Genomic DNA, 19,716 nt, shown 5'->3' with positions numbered 1-19,716 from the left:
ACCCGAGCAAGGCGCCGGTGTTGCATTGCGTGCCCCGCCATGGCCGCTACGCAACGCACCTTCCGCGATTCGACGCAAAGTGGCGGCATTTGCGCCGGCTATCCATTGAGTGAAGAAAAGCTATTCACCCTCTTAGCCAAAAACTATTGTTGCGATGCAGCAATGTACTTATAGTCAAGTCTGTGTAACGTACCCGTTACAGCGGACAGGTAGCTTGGACTGGCTGGTTTTTCCACTCATTGGCGACCTTCACAGGAGCATTCCTCATGAAAACCGTTGGCGACAAACTCGAAGCGTTCACCGTCACCGCTGCCAAGCCGGGCTTCAACAATCACGAAGAAAACGGCGTGTCGGCGTTCGAGGACATCACCGAACAGTCGTTCCCGGGCAAGTGGAAGATCATTTATTTCTACCCGAAGGACTTTACGTTTGTGTGCCCGACGGAAATTGTCGAATTCGGCAAGCTGGCCGGCGACTTTGAAGAGCGTGACGCGATCCTGCTGGGCGGCAGCGTGGACAACGAATTTGTGAAGCTGGCGTGGCGCCGCGAGCACAAGGACCTGAACAAGCTGAACCACTACGCGTTCGGCGACGTCAAGGGCGAGCTGATCGACCAACTGGGCGTGCGCGACAAGGAAGCCGGCGTGGCGCTGCGGGCGACGTTCATTGTCGACCCGGACAACACGATCCAGCACGTTTCGGTGAACAACCTGAACGTCGGCCGCAACCCGGAAGAAGTGCTGCGGATTCTGGACGGCCTGCAAACGGACGAACTGTGCCCGTGCAACCGTGCAGTGGGCGGCGCGACGCTGTAAGCCGTGCAAGCCGGAAGCCTGCCACGCTTGAAAGAGCCGGCGGGCTTTTTTATCGGCAACCTGATAGGAGATGTCAATGGAATTCTTGTCTGCGATTAAAGCACTTGTACCGGACTACGCTAAAGACATTCGTTTGAACCTGGACGGCACGATTGCGCGCTCGTCGCTGGCGGGCAATGACGCGGTGGGGGTGGCGCTGGCGGCGGCGTTTGCGGCGAAGAGCGCGGTGATTGTGGATGCGATTCGCAATGCGAGCGTGCTGTCCCCGGAGGAGGTCAATGGCGCGCTGACAGCGGCAGCGTTGATGGGGATGAACAATGTCTGGTATCCGTATGTCGAGATGACAGACAGCGCGGATCTGAAATCGCAGCCGGCGGGATTAAGGATGAATGCTTATGCTTCGCATGGGGGTGTTGATAAGCGGCGGTTTGAGATGTATGCGCTGGCCGCTTCTATTATTGGCAAGTGCCATTTTTGTGTTAAATCGCACTTTGATACGCTTGTGGCTGAAGGGATGAGTTCCACTCAGCTTCGGGATGTTGGGAGGGTTGCGGCTGTTGTTAATGCTGCAGCGCAGGTTATTGTTGCTGAAGGGAAGTAATTGATGTTTCACTTTCTGTGGGACGCTGCGCGGGTTTTTTGCGTGGCGTTTTTGGTTCTATTTGACGTTATTTGTCTGCGCGGCGCTTTTTGTTGGTGTTCCTGGGGTGTTGGCCTTTCCTTGTTTTGCTTCTGGTTTATTAGCGTTGCCCCTGTGCGGGGCGGCACCTACTTTTCTTTGCCGCCGCAAAGAAAAGTAGGCAAAAGAAAGCGGGCTCACACCGCTAGCCCGTAGTGAGCCATCTAGGTTTGCCACCGGAAACGGCCCGAAACGAGACCTGCCCTCGCAAACTCACCCTTCGTGACACAGCGCTCATCCACCCCACTCCGCACTCCGTGCGTCGCGGATGGGTTTGCACAGGAAAACCGGTGGATCAGCCAGGTCCACCGCTAATAATTCAGCACCACAGCGCATCAAGGGCTCTCCGCCGGCAAGCGGCGTTAGCTTAACGAAAATCGGCAAGCCGCAATATTTAGAATACCTATAGAGTTTCAAGAAGGAGTTGTGCCCGACGGCGGGGCGCGCAGCGCAACGCTGGAACGGATGAGTGCTTTGTCACTAAGGAGGAGTGTGCGAGGACGGGTCTCGTCTTGGGCCGTTCCCGATGGCGAACCGGGATGGCTCACTACAAGCTGGCGGTTGCAGCCCGCTTTCTTTTGCCTACTTTTCTTTGCGGCGGCAAAGAAAAGTAGGTGCCGCCCCGCACAGGGGCAACGCTAATAGACCGATAAGAAAGCAAGGAGAGGCCAACACCGCGAGAAAACCAAAAAAAAGCGCCGCGCAGGCCAAAAAGCAAATCACTTCTTGATTAACAAAACCGCAGCCTGAGCCTCAATCCCCTCGCTTCTACCAAGATACCCAAGCTTCTCATTAGTCTTAGCCTTAACATTAACCCGATCAAGCGGCAACCCCAAATCCCCAGCAATATTAACCCGCATAGCCTCAATATGAGGCGCAAGCTTGGGCGCCTGCGCAATCACAGTACTATCCACATTGCCAATAGAAAACCCAGCCTGAGCCACCCGCGCAGCGCACTCCCGCAACAGCACCCGCGAATCCGCTCCCGCAAACTTCGCATCAGTATCAGAAAAATGCCGCCCAATATCCCCCAGCGCGGCAGCGCCAAAGAGAGCGTCAGTAATCGCATGCAACAGCACGTCCGCGTCGGAATGCCCGAGCAACCCGCGGTCATACGGCACCGTCACGCCGCCGATAATGAGCGGCCGCCCCGCCACCAGCGCGTGCACGTCATACCCTTGTCCGATTCTGAAATCCATAGCTTGTAGTCCGGTTATCAACGATAAAACTCTTCAGGAAGCCGTCGGCCGGCTCAGGATCGCCTCAGCCAGATCGAAATCTTCCGGATACGTAACCTTGAAATTGCGCAAACTGCCTTGCACCAGCAGCGGTGCGTGACCCATCCACTCAATCGCGCTCGCCTCGTCCGTCAGGTCGTGTCCGTCCTGCTGCGCCAGCAGGATCGCCTCGCGCAACATCCCGATCCGGAACATCTGCGGTGTCTGCGCCTGCCACAAGCCGCCGCGCGGTTCGGTGCGGGCAATCCGCCCGCCGCTGTCCGGCGCAATCCGCTTCAAGGTGTCGGCCACCGGCAGCGCCATGATGCCGCCCACCGCGTCGTCTTTCAGCGCGCCAATCAGCGCCCGGATCAAGCCGGGCGTAATGCCGGGGCGTGCCGCGTCGTGCACCAGCACCCAGTCGTCGTCGTGCGCGCCGAACTCGGCCAGCGCGTGCAGGCCGTTCAGCACCGAGGCCTGGCGTGACGCTCCGCCGCAGCGGCGCACCGCGAAACGCAAGCCGGCAAAGCGCCGGGCGTCGAAATGCTGGTCGTCAGGGGCGATCACCACCAGCGTCTGCGCGAACTCGCTGCAGGCGTCGAACGCGGCCAGCGAATAATGCAACAGGTCGCGACCGGCTACAGTGCGATATTGTTTGGGCATCGCGGCGCCGGATCGGCTGCCGGTGCCTGCGCACGGAATCAGAGCAAAAAGACGTGAAGTCACTGGTGCGGACGCCGCGAAGTCAAAGTAAAGGACGGATTTTATAATAGGTCCTTCGCATCCACGCCATGACACGCGTAAACTTGCCGCTCACGTGTGACCCACCGGCCGCCTTTTCCCTCTATGCCAGACATCGCCGCATCATCGCAGTCCTCCTCGCCCGTCGCGCTCGTCAAGGCCGGCCAGCGTTTCGCCTTCGACGGCACGCACGGCTCGTCCGATGCCCTGCTGATCGCCCGCTATCACCTCGCCTATCGCGAACAGGTGCCGCTCCTCGCCGTCGTGTGCGCGAGCGCGGTCGACGCCCAGCGCCTCGCGCAGGAAATCGCCTTCTTCGCGCCGCAAGCCCGTATCCGCCTGCTGCCCGACTGGGAAACGCTGCCTTACGATACCTTCTCGCCGCACCAGGATCTCGTCTCCGAGCGTCTGGCCACCCTCCACGACCTCGGTGAAGGCCGTTGCGACATCCTGCTGGTGCCCGCCACCACGGCGCTTTACCGGATGCCGCCCGCCTCCTTCATGGCGGCGTACACGTTCTCGTTCTCCCAGGGCGAGCGTCTCGACGAAGCCAGGCTAAAGGCCCAGTTGACGCTGGCGGGCTACGAGCACGTGAGCCAGGTCGTGCGTCCGGGCGAGTATTGCGTGCGCGGCTCGCTGCTCGACCTGTTCCCGATGGGCTCGCCGCTGCCCTACCGGATCGACCTGTTCGACGATCAGGTCGACTCGATCCGCGCGTTCGACCCCGACACCCAGCGCAGTCTCTATCCGGTGAAAGACGTGCGCCTGTTGCCGGGCCGCGAATTCCCGTTCGACGAGGCCGCCCGCACCGCCTTTCGCAGCCGCTGGCGCGAAGTGTTCGAGGGCGACCCGAGCCGCGCGTCGATCTATAAGGACATCGGCAATGGCGTGCCGTCGGCGGGCATCGAGTACTATCTGCCGCTCTTCTTCGAAGAGACCGCCACGCTGTTCCACTATCTCCCCGAGCGCGCGCAACTCGCGTTCGTCGGCGATCTGGATGCGGCCATCCGCCGCTTCACCAACGACACGAAGCAGCGTCACAGCTTCCTCTCGCACGACCGCGACCGGCCGATTCTCGAACCGCAGCGCCTGTTTCTCTCGGACGAGGACTTCTTCACCTTCGCCAAGCCGTTCGCGCGCCTCGTGCTGCCGGCCGACGCCGGCGGCGGCTGGTCGACGCCCCTGCCCAATCTCGCCATCGACCGGCATGCCGACGACCCCGTCGAAGCCTTGCGCGCCTATCTGCAAAGCACGCCCAATCGCGTGCTGTTCGCGGCGGAATCGGCGGGCCGGCGCGAGACCCTGCTGCAGTTGCTGGCCGACAATCATCTGCGGCCCACGTCGAGCGACAGCTTCAACGACTGGCTGACGGGCGACGAGCGCTTCGTCATCGGGGTCGCGCCGCTCTCCAGCGGCTTTGCCGTGCCGGCCGAAGGCATTGCCATCGTCACCGAGACCGAGTTGTACGGCCCGCTCGCGCGCCGCGCCGGGCGCCGCCGCCAGGAACAGGCGAGCAACGTCGATTCGATGGTGCGCGATCTGTCCGAGCTGAAAGTGGGCGACCCGGTTGTGCATTCCCAGCACGGCATCGGCCGCTACATGGGTCTCGTGACCATGGACCTCGGCGAAGGCGAAACCGAGTTCCTGCACCTCGAATACTCGGGCGAAAGCAAGCTTTACGTGCCGGTCGCGCAGTTGCACGTGATCTCGCGCTATAGCGGCGCCGATCCGGAAAGCGCCCCGCTGCACTCGCTCGGCTCGGGCCAGTGGGAAAAGGCCAAGCGCAAGGCCGCCCAGCAGATTCGCGACACCGCCGCCGAACTGCTCAACCTGTACGCGCGCCGCGCCGCCCGCGAGGGCCATGCGTTCGCGCTCGAACCGCGCGATTACGTGAAATTCGCGGAAAGCTTCGGCTTTGAGGAAACGCCCGACCAGGCCGCGGCGATCGCCGCCGTGATCGGCGACATGACGAGCGGCAAGCCGATGGACCGGCTCGTCTGCGGCGACGTCGGTTTTGGCAAGACCGAAGTGGCGCTGCGCGCGGCCTTCATCGCCGTGATGGGCGGCAAGCAGGTGGCGCTGCTCTCGCCCACCACGCTGCTCGCCGAGCAGCATACGCAAACCTTCTCGGACCGCTTCTCCGACTGGCCGGTGCGCATCGCCGAACTGTCGCGCTTCAAATCGACCAAGGAAGTCAACGCGGCGATCCAGCAGATCAACGAAGGCAGTGTCGATATCGTGATCGGCACGCACAAGCTGCTGTCCTCGGATGTGCAGTTCAAGCGCCTGGGGCTCGTCATCATCGACGAGGAGCATCGTTTCGGCGTGCGTCAGAAGGAGGCCTTGAAAGCGTTGCGTGCCGAAGTGGACGTGCTGACGCTGACTGCCACGCCGATTCCACGCACGCTCGGCATGGCGCTCGAAGGCCTGCGCGACTTCTCGGTGATCGCCACCGCACCGCAAAAGCGGCTCGCCATCAAGACCTTCGTGCGCCGCGAAGAGGACGGTGTGATTCGCGAGGCCATGCTGCGCGAGCTCAAGCGTGGCGGCCAGGTCTACTTCCTGCACAACGAAGTGGAGACCATCGAGAACCGCCGCCAGATGCTCGAAGCGCTGGTGCCCGAAGCGCGCATTGCGGTCGCGCACGGCCAGATGCACGAGCGCGAACTCGAACGGGTGATGCGCGATTTCGTCGCGCAGCGCGCCAACGTGCTGCTGTGTACGACCATTATCGAAACCGGCATTGACGTGCCGAGCGCCAACACGATCCTGATTCACCGCTCCGACAAGTTCGGGCTCGCGCAGTTGCACCAGCTGCGCGGACGTGTCGGACGCTCGCATCACCAGGCCTATTCGTATCTGCTGGTGCACGACCCGCAAGGGCTCACCAAGCAGGCACAGCGCCGGCTCGAAGCGATCCAGCAGATGGAAGAACTCGGCTCGGGCTTCTATCTGGCCATGCACGACCTCGAGATTCGCGGTACCGGCGAGGTGCTTGGCGACAAGCAATCGGGCGAGATCCAGGAAATCGGCTTCCAGCTCTATACCGACATGCTGAACGATGCCGTCAAGGCGCTCAAGGAAGGCAAGGAACCCGATCTCACGGCGCCGCTCGCGGCCACCACCGAGATCAACCTGCACGCCCCGGCGATTCTGCCGGCCGATTACTGCGGCGACGTGCAGGAACGTCTGTCGCTGTACAAGCGGCTGGCCAATTGCGAACACAACGATTCGATCGACGGCATTCAGGAAGAACTGATCGACCGTTTCGGCAAACTGCCGCCCCAGGCGCATGCGCTGGTCGAAACGCATCGCCTGCGGCTCGCGGCCAAGCCCTTGGGGATTTCGAAGATCGACGCGGGAGAATCGGTTATCGGCCTGCAATTCATTCCAAATCCGCCGATCGACGCGATGCGGATCATCGAGATGGTGCAAAAGCACAAGCACATCAAGCTTGCCGGCCAGGACAAGCTGCGCATCGAAACGCGCAGCCCCGATCTGGCGGTGCGGGTCGCGACGGTCAAGGAGACCCTGCGCGCACTCGGCTCGCCCACGCGCGGAACGGCAACCGCGGCGGCACGCTGAAGCCGGCCAGCCCGGGGCGGGCCAACCGGCCTGTCCCCCTTACGCTGCGGCGCGCAAGACGCCCGCCGCAGCGTAGAGATCTGCAAGCCGGAGCGGCATTTTTTGGGTATGATCGAAAGACTTAAAAGTCGGAGTTTCGTCATGTCTCACGTTGCCGAATCAGCGCGTTCAGCACCCACGCCCGCCTCTCCTGCCTCGTCCGAGCAAGCCTCCTCCCCGGTTTCGCTGCCTGATTCGCTGCCTTGGGTCACGCGCCTCGTATCGATGGATACGGTGAGCCGCAATCCGAATCTCGGCCTGATCGAAACGGTGCGCGACGAACTGCGCGCAGCCGGCGTCGAAAGTACGCTGACTCACGACGAAAGCGGCAAATGGGCCAATCTGTTCGCGACGATTCCCGCGCATGACGGTGAGACCAACGGCGGCATCGTGCTGTCGGGCCATACGGACGTCGTGCCGGTCGACGGGCAGCAGTGGGACAGCGATCCGTTCAAGCCGGAAGTGCGCGGCGACAAGCTCTACGGCCGTGGCACCTGTGACATGAAGGGTTTCATCGGCGCCGCGCTCACGCTCCTGCCGCACATGCAGCGCACGAGGCTCGCCAAGCCGATTCACTTCGCGCTCTCGTTCGACGAAGAAGTGGGCTGCGTCGGCGCGCCGCTGATGATTGCAGACCTGATGAAACGCGGCATCAAGCCGGATGGCTGCATCGTCGGTGAGCCGACCAGCATGCGCCCGATCATCGCGCACAAGGGCATCAATACATATCAATGCTGCGTGCGCGGCCAGGCGGCGCATTCGTCGCTGACGCCGAAGGGTCTGAACGCGATCGAGTACGCCGCGCGCCTGATCTGCTATATCCGCGATATGGCCGACCAGTTCCGCGAACAGGGTCCGTTCGACGAACTCTACGACGTGCCGTTCAGCACCGCGCAGACCAGCACCATCCAGGGCGGCAACGCAATCAATACAGTCCCCGCCGAATGCCGCTTCCAGTTCGAATTCCGCAATCTGCCCACGCTCGACCCGGAGCCGATTTTTGCGCGCATCGATCAGTACGCCCGCGAAACGCTGTTGCCGAAAATGCTGCGCGAACATCCATCGGCTGCCATCGAGTTCTCGAAGATTGCCGCGGCGCCTGGCCTCGATTCGTCGGAGCAGGCGGCGATCACGCAACTGGTGCGTGCGCTGACCGCGGATCAGGACAAGCGCAAGGTCGCCTACGGTACCGAGGCGGGGCTGTTTTCGCTGGCGGGGATTCCGAGCATCGTGTGCGGGCCTGGCGATATCCAGCAGGCGCACAAGGCCAACGAGTTCGTCGCGCTCGAACAACTGGTGGCTTGCGAACGCTTTCTTGGCAAGTTGATCCACAGCATGTCGGTGGAGGCTCATGCGCATTGAGAAGCACCGCCCGTCAGCCCGCCCGGTTGCGCGGGCGGAACCTGAAACGGCTAAACGACCAAACAACTGAACTGCCCCGAGCTGCCTGACTCCAAACAGAACGAACGATTGCACCCCACGCCATGTCCACCGCCACGCCGCAGCACACCGACCATACGATCGACGGCGAACCGATTCCAACGCTCGACGCGATCGCCACGCAACATTTCGCGTTGACGCCGTGGGTTGCCCGCACGCCGGTGTTCGACAAGCTCGATTTCCCCTCGCTGGAAGGCACGGTGGTGAACTTCAAGTTCGAGCTGTTGCAGGCGGGCGGCAGCTTCAAGACGCGCGGCGCGTTCACCAACCTCCTCGCACTCGACGAAGCCCAGCGCAGCGCCGGCGTCACCTGCGTGTCGGGCGGCAATCATGCGGTGGCGGTCGCGTATGCGGCAATGCGCCTCGGCATCGGTGCGAAGGTCGTGCTGTTCCGCTCGGCCAACCCGGCGCGCGTTGCGTTGTGCCGTCAGTACGGCGCGGAGATGGTGCTGGCCGAAAACGGCGCTGAGGCCTTCGAAATCGTCCGGCGCATCGAGGCCGAAGAGGGCCGCTACTTCGTGCATCCGTTCAACGGTTACCGCACGGTGCTCGGCACCTCGACGCTCGGCTACGAATGGGCCACGCAGACGCCGGATCTGGATGCCGTGATCGTGCCGATCGGCGGTGGCGGCCTCGCCGCCGGTGTCTCGACCGCACTGCGGCTGGCAAACCCGCGCATTCACGTATATGGCGTCGAGCCAGACGGCTCCGATGCAATGAGCAAGAGCTTCGCTGCCAATCACACGGTCAAGATGGGGCATATGCACAGCATTGCCGACTCGCTGATGGCTCCCCATACTGAGCAGTACAGCTACGAATTGTGCCGGCGCCATATCGACCGGCTGGTCACGGTCAGCGACAACGAGTTGCGCGCGGCCATGCTGACGCTCTTCACGCAACTGAAGCTCGCGGTGGAACCGGCCTGCGCAGCCGCCACGGCGGCCCTGCTCGGTCCGTTGCGCGAGACGCTGCAGGGCAAGCGCGTTGGCGTGCTGCTATGCGGCGCCAATATCGATGCGGTCAGCTTTGCCAGCCACATCGAACGGGCACGCGCACTCGAGTCATAGTTTCCGGGTCGATTGCAGACCGAAGCACGCCCTTAAAAGCACTACCCTATCCTTCAGACGTTGGCTATCATGGCGCCATCGACTTCAAGGAGGAATGCCTTATGAGCATGATCAAGGAATTTAAAGAATTTGCCCTTAAAGGCAATGTGATGGATCTTGCAGTCGGTGTGATTATCGGCGGCGCGTTTTCCACCATTGTTAATTCGATTGTCAAAGACCTGATCATGCCGGTCGTCGGCGTTGCTACCGGCGGCCTGGATTTCTCCAACAAGTTCATTCGCCTGGGTGACATCCCGGCGAGCTTCAAGGGCAGCCCTGAGTCGTACAAAGACCTGCAGACGGCCGGCGTGGCGGTGTTCGGCTACGGCTCGTTCATCACGGTGCTGATCAACTTCATCATTCTTGCGTTCATCATTTTCCTGATGGTGAAGTTCATCAACAACTTGCGTAAGCCCGCTGCGGCTGAAGAGCCGGCGCCCGCTCCGACGCCGGAAGACGTGCTGCTGCTGCGTGAAATCCGTGATTCGCTGAAGAACGCGCCGCGTACACCTTAAACATCTTCGGTCTGATGAGCCTCTTCAACTGTTAAATCGCCGCGCATCCGTATAGCGAAGCGTCGGACACAAAACAAAAATGCCTGCTGCGAAACCTCTCGCAGCAGGCATTTTTTATCGGCAGGCGAATCACGCCTTGCCAAAAGTTCGCACTACGTGGAATCGCTCCCGGCGGTTTTCTCGGCTTTGACGTTTGCCGCACTCTCGATCAACTGTTCAAGCTGCGTGAAATTCACCGGCTTGGTCAAATGCGAGGTGAATCCCGCGCCGAGACAGCGGCGCACGTCCTCATCGGTGCCGAAGCCCGTCAAAGCCACGGCCGGCACGTCCGAATGCTCACGGAATGCCTTGATGAAATCGAGGCCGGTACCGTCCGGCAATCCGACGTCGCTGACAATCAGATCGAACGGCTGCGACTGCGTGGCCGCCAGCGCATCGGCCACCCGTCCCACCGCCGTCACGTCGTGACCGAGACCGCGGATCAATTGCGCCATCACGTCGGCGGTATCGATATGATCCTCGATCAGCAAAACCGTCAGCATGCCCGCCGGATGCGGCGCGGCGGGAGCCGGCACGACCGGCTGCTCGACCGGTTTGGCGGCCGTCGGCAACGTAATCGTAAAGGTCGCGCCGCAGTGCGCGCCCGGGCTCTGCGCGGTCACCGTGCCGCCATGCACGTCGGTGAGCGCCTTGGTAATGGCGAGCCCCAGTCCAAGACCGCCAAACTGGCGGGTCATATTCTGGTTGCCCTGTTCGAACGCATTGAAGAGCTTGCCGATCTGCTCGGGCTCAATGCCGATCCCCGTGTCTTCGATCGAAATCTGCACCTGCATGCGCTCATCGCGCGTGCGCACGTAGATATGGCCGCCATCCGGCGTGAACTTGGCGGAATTGCGGATCAGGTTCCAGAGCATCTGCTGCAGGCGCGCCCGATCGGCCAGCACATAATGGTGCTGGGCGGCCTTGTCGATATGAACGTCCTGCTGCTTGACCTGAATCTCGCTGCGAAACAGCTCGAGCACGCTGTCGATCACCTCATGCACGTCCACCGTTTCAAGCGACAAGCGCAGCTTGCCGTTGGCCACCCGCGTGAGATCGAGCAGATCGTCGATCAACCGCGCCTCGAGCTCCACATTGCGGCGGATCATCAACACACATGAACGCGCCTGTTCCGGCAGCTCGGGGATCAGCTCGAGCACCCGCGCCCCGGCCAGCACTGGCGTGAGTGGCGTGCGCAGTTCATGCGAGAGCATGGCTAGAAAGCGGTCTTTGGCCCGGTTGGCCTCTTCCGCGGCATGCCGCGCCGCCTGCTCCGAGGCCAGCAACCGTGCGTGCTCCTCGATCGCTTCGCGCTGCGGATGGATATCCGTGCAACTGCCGAACCATTTCGTCACGGCGCCGTCGGCGTCGCGCATCGCCACGATGCGTGCGTCGAACCAGCGGTAAGCGCCGTCATGGCGGCAAATGCGCAGCTCGTGCCGATAGTCGCCGGCACCGCTCCTGACCGCCTTGAGCCAGGTCTGGCGGATTTCCTCGCGGTCGTCCGGATGCACGGCTTCGAGCCACGCGAGGCCAAGCGACTGGCTTTCGTCGAGACCCGTGTATTCGAACCACTGCTTCGACAGAAAATCGCAGTCGCCGTCGGCGCCGCACGTCAGCACCAGATGCGGTAGCGCCTCGGACAAGGTGCGGTAATGCTGCTCGCGATCGCGCAGCAGCACCGCCTCGGCCGAGGCCCGCTGCAGGCGTACCTGCGAAAGCACCCGCTCCACCGCTTCGGGCAGATAGTCGAGATAGTCGCCGGACTTCGGCACCACGTCCGAGACGCCGGCGCGCAATGCCTCGATAACACGCGACTCGTCGGTAAAGCCGGTGACGAGGATGGCCGGAATCCGCACGCCCTCGGCGCGCAGGCGGCGGAAGAAATCCAGCCCGGTCTCGGGACCGTTGAGCTGGTAGTCGAGCACGAGCAGGTCCGGTGCGCCCACGGAGATGCGTTCACGGGCGCTGCCGACATCGGAGCAAAGCGTCACCCGGCAACCGGCCCGCTGCAGCGACTTGCGGGCAAGACGCAAAATGCCTTCGTCGTCATCGACGACAAGCACGTAAGCCGCGGGCGGCGTGGATACGTCTTCGGTCATGCTGGTTCTTTCGTTGGCTAGATCTATTCTCACGGACTTCAGGCCGATTCGTCCCTTAAGCAACATTACACAACCTTAAGCAATTCCGTTACGACGCCGCCAAACGCTGGCCCTGCGGCAACTTCACCACCTGCAGGAAGAAACCGAGACGCCGCACGGCCTCGATAAACGCGTCATATTCGACGGGCTTCGTAATGTAGACGTTGCAACCGAGCTCATAGCAGCGTTCGATTTCACGCGGGTCGTCAGTGGTCGTGAGGACGATCACCGGCACGGCTGCGGTCTGCGGCGCTTCCTTGAGACGGCGCAGCACCTCGAAGCCGTCTACCCGCGGCATCTTCAGATCGAGCAGCACCACGAGGTTCGTCAGGTCCTGGCGCGGCGGATATTTGCTGGCGGCATCCCCGCCCGGCGGTTCGCCGAAAAAATAGTCCAGCGCCTCCTGGCCGTCGGAAAACCGCAGAAAGCCGTTCGAGATGCCGGCCCGGCGTAAATTGCGTTCGACGAGCGTGGCATGGCCGTCGTCGTCCTCGATCAGAATAATGCTGACCGTTTCCCCATTCTTCATACTGCCTCCGTGCCGGCCGTTCGCCGGTGCGTGCCCATTTTGTTAGTGTTTCATACTTTTCGCGCAAGCCTCGCAGGCCGCGACGCGAGCCGGCCTGGATCAAGGGCCGGGCTATCGTCCCTGTTCCCTCGCCCCATCACAGACGCGCCGGCTGCTCGGGCAGCACGACAAAAAACGTCGAACCGGCCCCCTCCGCCGACTCCACCCAGACACGCCCGCCGTGCCGTTCGACCATGCGCCGCACCAGCGCGAGTCCGATGCCATCGCCTTTGGCCACTTCGCCATGCAGGCGCTGGAAGGCCCGGAACACCTTGGACATATAAGCCGCCGGGATGCCGAGCCCATTGTCGCGCACGTAGTACGTACGGGTGCGCACGGCCGGAGGATGGCGTTCGTCCACCGGCTCCGCCTCGAATGCACCAATCTCGATCCGGCCGGTACGGTCCGGATCGAGAAAGTTAAGTGCATTGCCGATCAGGTTGCCGAAAATCTGCTCGATCGCACCCGGGTCGCCCCAGGCGGGCGGCAACTCGCGCACCGTAACCTGCGCGCCGCGCGCCTCGATCGTGCCGGCGAGGCCGTCGACGACCCGCGCCACCACCCGCCCGATACTCACACGCTGCCACTGATATTCAAGGCGCCCGGCCCGCGAGATGCGCAGCAGCGCCTCGATGATCGCGGCGGCGCGCGTCACGGCGGTCCGCAGGAATTGCAGCGATTCGCGCACGTCGCCGTCGAGCACGTTGGTCAGGCGCTGTTGTTCGGCCTGCGGCAAGCCGGCTGCGTCGACCGTGGCGCGCAGCTCGTCGCAGGAAACCTGCAGTTCCTTCGAAAAGCCCTGCAGATTGACGAGCGGCGAGCGCAAGTCATGCGAGACGCTATAGATAAACATCTCGTTGTCCTGGGTTTCCTGGCGCAATTCCTCGTTGACCCCGGCCAGTTCCTTGGCGCGCGCCTCCAGCCTCGCCTTGAGCACCGCCTGATCCTGCTCGGCCGCGCGCAGCCGTGCGCCGGTCTGGTGCAGCACGGCGTCGAGCGCGGCGATTTCGTCGTTGCCCGAGAGCGGTGCGCTCAATGGCCGGCCGTGCCCAAGACGCTCGGCGTTGCCGGTGAGCACCTCGAGGCGGCGGCCGATGCTGCGCGCAAACACCAGCGCGGTGATGCCCCAGATCAGCATGGAACCGAGCACCGCGGCAATCAGCGCATATTGCTGGCGAGCGCGGGTTTGTGCGAGCGACGCGTTGCGCTCGGCATCGAGCCGCGATTCTTCGGTGACGAATACATCGAGCTGGTCCCGAAACAGCGCCACCTGGCGCGGCACGGCGCCCGCTTCGAGGGCGACGAACGGCGCCATGCTGCGCCCTTCATGCAGAGCCTTCGCGATGTCGTCGGCCTGCTGCCGGTAAGCGTCGACGGTGGCGCGCATCTGCCGCACGCGCTCGGCCTGCTGCGGCGTGTCGACCACCAGTTGTTCGAGTTGCGCCAGGCGGTCCGCAAGATCGACCCATGCCGCATGGCGGTCGAGAAACGTGGCGTCGCCGACCACCATGCCCGTGCGGACCCGCGCGGCTTGCCGCAGCAGCGGATCTATAAGCGAAGACGACTCATACAGGATGTGCTTGCTGTTGGCCACCCACTGCGCGGCGTGCGCCGCCTGCTGCTGGGTGTCGAACACGAGGCCGAGCAATCCCAGCTCGATCACGCTCGGCATGGCAATCAGCAGCAGACCCTTGGTGAATAGTTTCATGTGCGCCTGGTAGTCTGTTCGAACGCTGCACGGTCCAGGCGGCGGGCTGCGCGTTGCCCCACGCGGCGCAGTCCGCCGAACCGCCGCAGCGGAACCGGCTCATTATCGACGTGAACCCGAGATATTTCAACGTGCCGCCCTGGAAGCGCTGGCCAACATAAAAATGTCTTTTTTTAATGGCGGGGGACTCCCCTACGCGGCGCGTGCGTCTATCATTGAGACAGAAGTATGGAGACTGTGCTGGGATGCGAATGCGCGCGGCAAGGCGATTCGGCACGATTCGTGCGGATGGGTGTGAGGCAGATTGATCGTCGAATCACCGTGAATCTGGCATTTTCGTATGCTATAAAAGATCGACGTGCGGCGGCGCGAAGCCGGGAGTGGTCGCATGAGGACGCTGCGTTTCTTGCAATTCTTTTTCAGGCGAATTTTTATGTCCTTCCCGAAAAAGCGTAGGCGCGCGAAGGTGGACGGCGATGAGTCGTTCCTGGCCGTGCTACGGCATTTCAAACCGTTCGGCCAGCTCGACACCAAGATCGCGCGGGCCCGCGCACAGGACGAGCCGGTTCTGTATGCCCACGTGCTGCCCGGTCTCGACGTGCTCCTATGCAGCGTGCGTGGCGCGCAACCGCCCTATCCTGCACCGGCCGAGCTGCGCCGGCGCTGCATCGAATCAATCGCCAATGCCCTCGAACAACCGCTCGATGGGCTGGAAAACGGCGGCTACTGGTATGAGGCGGACGGCTTCGGCTTTCTGGTGTTCGCGAGCCGTGCACGCGGCCGCATCCTGCCGGAATTCGGCGCTACCCGCGCGGCGGTCGGTGGGCCGCGCCGCGGCGTGCGGCGCCAGGATGCCGCGGGCGATGCCACCCCGCGTTCGCTGCGCTAACGTTCTTTCCGCTTTCGCAACCTTTCGCAACATCGGGGCGCGCTCATGTTTTCATGAGCGCGCCTGTTTTTTGGCTCGTGTCCCCAACTCCCCCTAGCTACCCCGATAGGTCGCCCCTGCCGCCGGCGACAATGCGCCCGGTGCGGCCTTCGCCTTGCCGCTCGCCGCCGGCGCCGTACCGTCCAGCGACAACGGCGCCCGTGCCTTTTGCTTTTGTCCCGGCGGCGGCGCAGTGGGCTGCGCGCGTTCGTTCGCCAACAACTGGGTACACGGCAGCGGCTTGTTATTGCTCGGCGCAATCAGCGGAATCAACGCTGCCAGAGGGTTGATCAGCCCGAGGCCGACCATTGCGCCGCCACGCAGCGCGAGAGCGGTCGCGTTGACGCCCACATGCGGGTCTTTGAAAGTGCCTTTCACATATAGCGGCGAGCGCAGCGTAAACACCCGGAAGCCTTTGGTGTGCGGGTGAACGCCGAGGTCCATCGTCTCGTCGCGCAGATTGACGTTGCCGTCGATGTCGATCACGGCGTCGTCCGTATCGAGCGCGAACACCCGCGGGTCGAGCACGCCGTTGGTCGCCACGAAGTCCGCAGCGGCGCAGTTGATCTTCACGTCGGCCGTGCCGAACAGCTTTTCATAGACCACGTTGGCCACATTCAGGCCGGCCGCTTCCATCAGCAGGCGGCTCACGGTGCCGTCGGTGACCAGCGCTTTCACCTCGCCGTTCGCCGTGGCCGCGAGCGCTGCCGGTGAATTGCCGGTCGCGGAGAGCGCCGCGTCGCCGTTCACTTCACCGAGGGCGTTTTGCATCGTCTTGAAGTTCGGGAACAACTGCTTGAGCTTCAGATGGCGCGCCGAGGTCGAGAAACGGCCCTTCAGCGGCGTGCTGCTGCCGTCCAGATGGATGTCCGATGCAAGAGTGCCGCCCGCCACCCCGAATGACAGCGGCGTCAGCGACAGTACGCCGTCTGTCAACACCACATGGGCGTACAGGTTGGTAATCGGCAGGTCCGGGTTCTTGATCAGACGCCGGCCAGTGAATTGCACGTCGGCGTCGATCGCCTTCCAGCGGTCGGTGCGAAACTCCTCGACCGGCAACACCTTGCCCGCCGGCTGATGGGTCGCGTCGCCGCGCCTCGCCTTGCTCGCGCTGGAATCCGCGCCGATCACCGGAGCCAGATCGGAGAACTGCAGAAGGTTCGACACCAGTTCGCCCTGCAGAAGCGGCCGCGGCTCGCGCGCGCTATAGGTGAGCGAGCCGTTCACATCGCTGCCGCCCACCCGGCCCGTAAAGTTCTCATACTTGAAGACATTGCCGTCGCGCTTGAACTGGCCAACCAGCCGGCCGTCCGTGGCATACGGCGGGGTCTCCGGCAGGGTCACACCCGTGAGCGCGTACAGATGCGCCATGCTCGTGCCCTGCAGCCACAGGCGCAGATCGAGCGCGGCGAGGTGGGCCGGATCGGTGAGCGTGCCCACCAGCGCCACGTGCAGATCGCCAGCCTTGACGTCGGCCTGCAACGGGAACGGCCGGTTGATGTCCTGCAACGCCAGCACCCCGCCCAGCTTGCCGCTGCCCGATACCGGCGTGTGGTTGTAGGAGCCCTTCACCGTCCAGCCGATGGCGTACGGCGGGACCGGTGGACGCGCACCAGCGCCCACGCTGCTCGCCGCATTGACCGGCGCGGAAGCCGCCGATGTCATGGTCGCCTCGCTGCCGGCAGGCGCCGCGCTGGAGCCGGCGCCGCCGGGCGCGGCGGCCGCGGCCTGCGAGGCGGCCTGCGAAGCGGCTGAAGTGCCTGCGGCCCCTGAGGCCCCTGAGGCGCCGGAGGCAGCCGCGGCGGCCGAGGCAGCGGCCGCCTCCGATGCCGCGATCGCATTTGCCTGGGCCGTGAGACGGCTCGCCCCCTCTTTGCCGACTACCTGCGCGGACGCACTGCGCGAGGACGCTTCCTGTTCCTTCATGACTTCGCCGATCGGAATCGGCTGGCCGAGGGTATCGACGGCAACCTGCATCTCGGTCTTGCTCTGCTGATCCGACAAGGCGATATTGCCCCGGGCGAACGCAATGTCGTGCAGGTCCAGTTTCCACTCCGACGGCCCAGCGGAAGACTGCAGCTTGAAAGTCCAGTTGTCGCGCCCGTCGGCGAGCCGCTCCAGATCGACCGAGGGATTCACCAGATTAATCGCCGGAATTACGATGTCATGTGCGAGCAACGGCAGCACCGCCACTTCGAAGTCGATCTCGTCGAGCGTCGCGAAGTGCGGCTCTTTCGCCCAGCCGGGGTTGGCCACCGTGATATTGGCAGCCGAGAAACGCGGCCAGGGCACCCAGGCCCTCCAGCCTGTCTCGCCCACCGGATGGCGCCAGCCGACCCGCAGATCGCCCTCGATGACAAACTGCCGGCCAATCGCCTCGCTCACTTTCTGGTCCACCCATGGACGCGCGCGATTCCAGTCGAACGTCAGAATAAAAACCGCCAGTGCGACGATCAGCACAACGATTACCGCCACGAGCCGTGCGATGATCTTGCCAATTCGCCCGCCGGGCGTCCGCGACACTGCCATGAGGAACTCCGTTCTTTTCTGTTTCCGTATCGGACAGCAGTTAGCGTGCCCGGTTCACCGCACCGGCCTTCTGGCAAGGCCAGCCACAGCGGCGTGCCGAGGCGCGACGCGGGGCGTGCATTGTACCTATCGCCAGGACCCTCACCATGACGGACAGTCCGATCGTCGACGCCGAGGACATCACCCGGCGCGACCCGTTGAGCGGCCAGATGCTGCTGCAACCGACCCGCTTTGCTCTTTACGCAGGCGACCGGGTCGCCATTACCGGGCCGTCGGGCTCCGGCAAGAGCGTATTTCTGCGCGCCTTTGCGCTGCTCGATCCGCTCGATGGCGGGCGCATGGCCTGGCACGGCAAACGGGTCGGGCGCGCGGCCATTCCACGCTACCGGCGCAACGTCGCCTATATCCGCCAGCGCCCGGCGATTATCGACGGCAGTGTCGAAGACAACCTGCGCTATCCGTTTTCGCTGAAGGCCTACCGCGACGTTAGCTTTGATCGCGCGAGGGCCGCCTCGCTCGCCTTGCAGGCGGGCCGCGGCGCCGACTTTCTTGACAAGCGGGCAAGCGACCTCTCGGGCGGCGAAGCGCAGATCGCCGCGCTGATCCGCGTCCTGCAGCTCTCGCCCGAAGTGCTGCTGCTCGACGAGCCCACCGCCTCGCTCGACCCCGAGTCGTCGCATGCGATCGAGGGGCTGATAGAGGCCTGGTTTAACGCCGACGACAAGCCGCATGCTTCGGTGTGGGTGTCGCACGATCCGGCCCAGGCGAAACGCATGAGCGAGCGCCATCTGACCATGCGCGCCGGCGTGCTCGCAGAAGCGGCGCGCAGCCCCAACGCCGATGAGGAGCGCACCCAATGACCCTGCAAAACCTCAGCCTCTGGGATCTGGCGATCGCGGCCTTGCTGATCATCGTCAACGGCGCGGTGTCGGTCGCGCTCAAGCTCGATCTTGAACGCAAGCTGGCCTGGGCCGCGGTGCGCACCGTCGTCCAGTTGCTGGCCATCGGCTATGTGCTCGGCTGGGTATTCCGCTTCGACCGCTGGTTCGTGGTGCTGCCGCTGATGGTGCTGATGACCCTGATCGCCGGCTTCGCGGGCGCGCAGCGCGGCGCGCGCACTTATGCCGGACAGCGCGTCGACAGTGTGCTGTCCATCTGGCTCAGCTCGTGGCTGGTGGCCTCGGTGGGCCTGTTCGTGGTGATCCGGATCCGCCCGTGGTACGAGCCGCAATATGCGATTCCGATTCTCGGCATGATCCTCGGCAACACGCTCACCGGAGTGTCGCTCGGCATCGAGCGCATGACCGAAGAGTTGACCGCCCGCCGCGACCGCGTGGAGATGGCGCTCGCGCTCGGTGCGACCCGCTGGGAAGCAGCCCAGGGACCGGCGCGGCAAGCGGTGCGAGCCGGCATGATCCCGACTCTCAACCAGATGGCGGTCGTCGGCGTCGTCAGCCTGCCCGGCATGATGACGGGCCAGGTGCTGGCCGGCCAGTCGCCGCTGCAGGCCGTGCGCTATCAGATCGTGATCATGTTCCTGATCGCCGCTTCCTCGGCGCTCGGCACGGTGGGCGCAGTGCTGCTCACGTACCGGCGGCTGTTTTCACCGGAACACCGGTTTCTGGCATCGAGGCTGGTCGAGCGGGCAGCGAGCGCGCGGCAATGA

The 19,716-nt window shown here is 63.5% G+C and carries 15 protein-coding genes; 9 read left to right on the top strand and 6 right to left on the bottom strand.

The genetic code is table 11. The features are described 5' to 3' along the window. Positions 1–266: 266 nt before the first annotated feature. Positions 267–815 carry a peroxiredoxin gene (locus FFS45_RS34450; RefSeq protein WP_137959102.1) on the top strand — a complete coding sequence of 183 codons (549 nt, stop codon included), beginning with the start codon at positions 267–269 and terminating at the stop codon, positions 813–815. A 76-nt stretch (positions 816–891) separates the two neighbouring features. After that, the gene (locus FFS45_RS34445; protein ID WP_137959101.1) at positions 892–1,416 is read left to right on the top strand and encodes a carboxymuconolactone decarboxylase family protein; all 525 of its coding nucleotides are present in this window, start codon (positions 892–894) and stop codon (positions 1,414–1,416) included. A gap of 797 nt (positions 1,417–2,213) precedes the next feature. On the opposite strand, the gene ispF is transcribed toward FFS45_RS34445, so the two are convergent. Together ispF and ispD are read right to left on the bottom strand one after the other, a co-directional pair. Then, complete coding sequence (gene ispF, locus FFS45_RS34440) at positions 2,214–2,693, bottom strand: 2-C-methyl-D-erythritol 2,4-cyclodiphosphate synthase (protein WP_137959100.1); 480 nt, start codon at positions 2,691–2,693, stop codon at positions 2,214–2,216. A gap of 33 nt (positions 2,694–2,726) precedes the next feature. Beyond that, positions 2,727–3,437: a 2-C-methyl-D-erythritol 4-phosphate cytidylyltransferase gene (gene ispD, locus FFS45_RS34435; RefSeq protein WP_137959099.1), complete on the bottom strand. Its 711-nt coding sequence runs from the start codon at positions 3,435–3,437 to the stop codon at positions 2,727–2,729. Positions 3,438–3,557: 120 nt separating this feature from the next. Here ispD and mfd point away from each other — a divergent pair, with 120 nt between their 5' ends. The 4 genes from mfd to mscL all read left to right on the top strand — a co-directional run bounded on the left by mfd (position 3,558) and on the right by mscL (position 10,137). Continuing rightward, on the top strand, positions 3,558–7,037 hold the full coding sequence (mfd, locus tag FFS45_RS34430; protein ID WP_137959098.1) for a transcription-repair coupling factor: 3,480 nt from the start codon (positions 3,558–3,560) through the stop codon (positions 7,035–7,037). A 141-nt stretch (positions 7,038–7,178) separates the two neighbouring features. Beyond that, a complete protein-coding gene (gene argE / locus FFS45_RS34425) occupies positions 7,179–8,438 on the top strand; it encodes an acetylornithine deacetylase (RefSeq protein WP_137959097.1) in 1,260 nt (419 codons plus the stop codon). Between the two features lie 122 nt (positions 8,439–8,560). Then, positions 8,561–9,583 (top strand): threonine/serine dehydratase, encoded by a 1,023-nt coding sequence (locus tag FFS45_RS34420; RefSeq protein ID WP_137959096.1) that lies wholly within the window; start codon positions 8,561–8,563, stop codon positions 9,581–9,583. 101 nt (positions 9,584–9,684) lie between these two features. After that, positions 9,685–10,137: a large conductance mechanosensitive channel protein MscL gene (gene mscL / locus FFS45_RS34415; protein WP_137959095.1), complete on the top strand. Its 453-nt coding sequence runs from the start codon at positions 9,685–9,687 to the stop codon at positions 10,135–10,137. 152 nt (positions 10,138–10,289) lie between these two features. Here the strand turns inward: mscL and FFS45_RS34410 are convergent, their stop codons facing one another. The 3 genes from FFS45_RS34410 to FFS45_RS34400 form a co-directional block, all read right to left on the bottom strand. Further along, positions 10,290–12,278 (bottom strand): response regulator, encoded by a 1,989-nt coding sequence (locus tag FFS45_RS34410; protein ID WP_137959094.1) that lies wholly within the window; start codon positions 12,276–12,278, stop codon positions 10,290–10,292. An 88-nt stretch (positions 12,279–12,366) separates the two neighbouring features. Then, the gene (locus FFS45_RS34405; RefSeq protein WP_137959093.1) at positions 12,367–12,846 is read right to left on the bottom strand and encodes a response regulator; all 480 of its coding nucleotides are present in this window, start codon (positions 12,844–12,846) and stop codon (positions 12,367–12,369) included. Between the two features lie 136 nt (positions 12,847–12,982). Continuing rightward, complete coding sequence (locus FFS45_RS34400; RefSeq protein WP_137959092.1) at positions 12,983–14,593, bottom strand: ATP-binding protein; 1,611 nt, start codon at positions 14,591–14,593, stop codon at positions 12,983–12,985. Between the two features lie 388 nt (positions 14,594–14,981). Between FFS45_RS34400 and FFS45_RS34395 the strand changes: the two genes are divergently transcribed. After that, positions 14,982–15,482 (top strand): hypothetical protein, encoded by a 501-nt coding sequence (locus FFS45_RS34395; RefSeq protein ID WP_074264787.1) that lies wholly within the window; start codon positions 14,982–14,984, stop codon positions 15,480–15,482. A 93-nt stretch (positions 15,483–15,575) separates the two neighbouring features. Here the strand turns inward: FFS45_RS34395 and FFS45_RS34390 are convergent, their stop codons facing one another. Next, a complete protein-coding gene (locus FFS45_RS34390) occupies positions 15,576–18,050 on the bottom strand; it encodes an AsmA family protein (RefSeq protein WP_137959091.1) in 2,475 nt (824 codons plus the stop codon). Positions 18,051–18,196: 146 nt separating this feature from the next. On the opposite strand from FFS45_RS34390, the gene FFS45_RS34385 reads away from it, so the two are divergent. After that, the gene (locus FFS45_RS34385; RefSeq protein ID WP_137959090.1) at positions 18,197–18,910 is read left to right on the top strand and encodes an ATP-binding cassette domain-containing protein; all 714 of its coding nucleotides are present in this window, start codon (positions 18,197–18,199) and stop codon (positions 18,908–18,910) included. Further along, the gene (fetB, locus tag FFS45_RS34380) at positions 18,907–19,716 is read left to right on the top strand and encodes an iron export ABC transporter permease subunit FetB (RefSeq protein WP_137959089.1); all 810 of its coding nucleotides are present in this window, start codon (positions 18,907–18,909) and stop codon (positions 19,714–19,716) included. Before FFS45_RS34385 ends, fetB begins: the two co-directional genes overlap by 4 nt.

Origin of the sequence: Burkholderia sp. 4M9327F10 (genome assembly GCF_005503145.1) — a bacterium.
Lineage (GTDB): Bacteria > Pseudomonadota > Gammaproteobacteria > Burkholderiales > Burkholderiaceae > Paraburkholderia.
This window is presented reverse-complemented; position numbering and strand designations above follow the sequence as displayed.